5 protein-coding genes are annotated in these 2596 nt (G+C 51.8%); all 5 read right to left on the minus strand.

What is annotated here, in order from left to right; genetic code table 11:
• Positions 1 to 355: undecaprenyl phosphate translocase family protein (locus tag ACESLK_RS30075; RefSeq protein WP_373233538.1), on the minus strand; the 355-nt coding region annotated here is incomplete at its 3' end.
• Between the two features lie 35 nt (positions 356 to 390).
• Positions 391 to 678: a DUF2277 domain-containing protein gene (locus ACESLK_RS30080; RefSeq protein ID WP_373233539.1), complete on the minus strand. Its 288-nt coding sequence runs from the start codon at positions 676 to 678 to the stop codon at positions 391 to 393.
• A gap of 104 nt (positions 679 to 782) precedes the next feature.
• On the minus strand, positions 783 to 1655 hold the full coding sequence (locus tag ACESLK_RS30085) for an SDR family oxidoreductase (protein ID WP_373233540.1): 873 nt from the start codon (positions 1653 to 1655) through the stop codon (positions 783 to 785).
• 91 nt (positions 1656 to 1746) lie between these two features.
• Positions 1747 to 2439 (minus strand): DUF4386 domain-containing protein, encoded by a 693-nt coding sequence (locus ACESLK_RS30090; protein ID WP_373233541.1) that lies wholly within the window; start codon positions 2437 to 2439, stop codon positions 1747 to 1749.
• Between the two features lie 4 nt (positions 2440 to 2443).
• On the minus strand, positions 2444 to 2596 hold a 153-nt coding region (locus tag ACESLK_RS30095), incomplete at its 5' end, for a helix-turn-helix transcriptional regulator (RefSeq protein WP_373233542.1).

A 2596-nucleotide genomic window follows, 5' to 3' on the forward strand; every position in this document is an offset into this window, starting at 1 on the left:
CGAGGAGGACCGATATATGTTGCCATTTAAAATGGGTTCTCGCCCCTGATTCTTTGAACAGCATGGGGATCACCCCGATCACAAGAGCCATAAAAAAGAACTGAGTCGGCACATAATAGTGCTCCAATACATATTTGATCAGCTTGCTTAAAATCAGAAGAGCGGACGCAACTCCAATGCCTAATGGCACCAGGAAGCGAAGCTGCTGCTTCCATTCCCTGCTGAAGAAGCCGCTGATGGCTTCCAGCAGTTGATTATAGATACCCAGAATGACGGCAATCGTTCCGCCGCTTACGCCCGGGATGAGGTCTGATATCCCCATGATAAAGCCTCGATAAATGTTTTTCCATTCCATTGTCGTGATTTCTCCTTATGTATGTAATTGACGGCTTATCCGCCTGCATCCGGCTTCGACCCGAAGCGCTTGGCGGAACGTTCGCGGGCTTTGACGAGCTCCGCTTCCCGGCTGCGCGGTTCCGCCGTCGTCACGAGGGTGTCAAGCAGCCTGCGCGCTGCTGAAGCGACCTCCTCGACAGCGGCCTGGAAGGCGGCTTCATTCGCTTTCGACGGCGTTTGGTAGCCGGATATTTTGCGGACGAATTGCAGCGATGCTGCGTACACCTCCAGGTCAGAAGCCGGAGGGTCAAAATTATACAACGGTTTAATGCTGCGGCACATCGCGTTTCCTCCTTTTCGACGAATCCATTATACCACTTACAGTCATGCGACCGCACAAAAAATCCAGACTCTCCCGAGTCTGGATCGCTGCAAGGCTTGGAAGGTTACCCGTTCACGATTTCTCCGCCGTTGACATGCAGAATTTGGCCGGACATGTAGGACGAATCGTCGCATGCCAGGAACACATAGCTTGGTGCAAGCTCCTCCGGCTGTCCGGCTCGCTTCATCGGCGTATTCGCGCCATGCTGCGACGTCTGTTCTGCCGAGAAGGTAGACGGGATCAGCGGTGTCCAGATCGGTCCTGGCGCGACACCGTTTACCCGAATGCCTTGACCGACGACGGACATTGACAGGGATCGGGTAAACGCGACGATCGCGCCCTTGGTCGCGGAATAGTCAATCAGCTGTTCATTGCCGTGGTAGGCAGTGACCGACGTCGTATTGATGATCGCGGCCCCCTGCTTCAGATGCTTGAGTGCGGCTTTTGCCATATAGAAATAGGAGAATATATTGGTGCGGAACGTCCTCTCCAGCTGCTCCGAGCTGATATCCTCCAGCCGCTGCTGCGGATGCTGCTCCGCTGCATTGTTCACCAGAATATCGAGCTTGCCGAGCTGCTTGACCGTGCTCTCCACCACTTCGAAGCAGAAGGCTTCCACGCCCAGGTCGCCGGCGAACGTCAGACAGGTTCTTCCCTCCTCCTCAACCTGCCGCTTCGTCTCCTCGGCGTCGGCATGCTCGTTCAAGTAGACAATTGCCACATCGGCGCCTTCCTTGGCGTACGTTACCGCAACCGCCCGGCCAATGCCGCTGTCGCCGCCTGTAATGATCGCCACCTTGCCATGCAGCTTACCCGCCGCCTTGTAGTGCCGATCCTCGAATACCGGCCGCGGATGCATCTCCTGCTCGATGCCCGGACGTTGCTCCTGATGCTGGGGCGGGAACGTTGTCGGCTTATCCTTCGTCGTTGTGCTCATTCATTATCCTCCATCCATCGTACGATTTTCGATTGATCGAGGTTATTATGAGCTTATGGCTGTCGTAATTATCCAGCGAATCTCATGCTATTCAAGCTGGTGGAGGTTGATTGAGTCGAAATCCTCTCATGAGGAGCCATACGGCTAAGGTCATCTCAGTGGCAAAAATGGGAAGCGCCAAGAGAATCCCCCATCCGGAGACTTGATCAATAACCCCGAACATTTCTAATAAGGCAGCCAGAAGAATCATTGCTGAACCTGTCATTCCCATCAAGGCGATGAACCTGGGTACAAGCAGCGTTTTATAAAAAATATAGCTATACATCATCGTATTCAATCCAAGGAAAAAATTAGGCCCAAGTATAAATGTCCAATCATGCACTGCTTTTAGCAATGTACCCGATACTTGATAAGCAGCTAGAGCGGGAGTTCCCGATGCTATATACTGCTGACTTAAGGACAACAATGCCAACACGCTGATAATCCCTATTACAATCACAATTGCCTCCATAAATCGGAAACAGACATGCCATATCGCTATCGTTCGATTGTACCTTTGTAAGAATGGGTACATAGCGGTCGCAGTGCCAACCACTGAAACGACAAGAATCAACTCCATGATCGCTCCCAGGATCACCTGATTCGCGTGTGTCGATCCTTGAATCAGGTAATCCGGATTATTCAAAATCGGTTGGTACAAGAGAACACCAACGATTGCTGAAACAGCTGCAACGATAAACAGGATACCTACGATTCTAGAGCCTGTCTGCGCTGAAAAATCCATAATCCTAGTCCCCCTCTGCATGTTCTCCATAATAGAACACCTCTTCCAACGGTAAGTGAAAGACATGAGCAATACGAAAGGCCAATTCCAGTGAAGGGGAGTAATTTCCCTTCTCCAGCGCCACGATCGTTTGCCTGGTTACACCCGCCTTGTCAGC

The sequence above is a fragment of the Cohnella sp. genome (genome assembly GCF_041640265.1).
In the GTDB taxonomy this organism is placed as follows: domain Bacteria; phylum Bacillota; class Bacilli; order Paenibacillales; family Paenibacillaceae; genus Cohnella.

What these genes read in the sequence shown, in the direction of transcription:
- ACESLK_RS30080 (WP_373233539.1), bottom strand. Translation starts at nt 678, where the DNA reads ATGTGCCGCAGCATTAAACCGTTGTATAATTTTGACCCTCCGGCTTCT.
- ACESLK_RS30085 (WP_373233540.1), bottom strand. Translation starts at nt 1,655, where the DNA reads ATGAGCACAACGACGAAGGATAAGCCGACAACGTTCCCGCCCCAGCAT.
- ACESLK_RS30090 (WP_373233541.1), bottom strand. Translation starts at nt 2,439, where the DNA reads ATGGATTTTTCAGCGCAGACAGGCTCTAGAATCGTAGGTATCCTGTTT.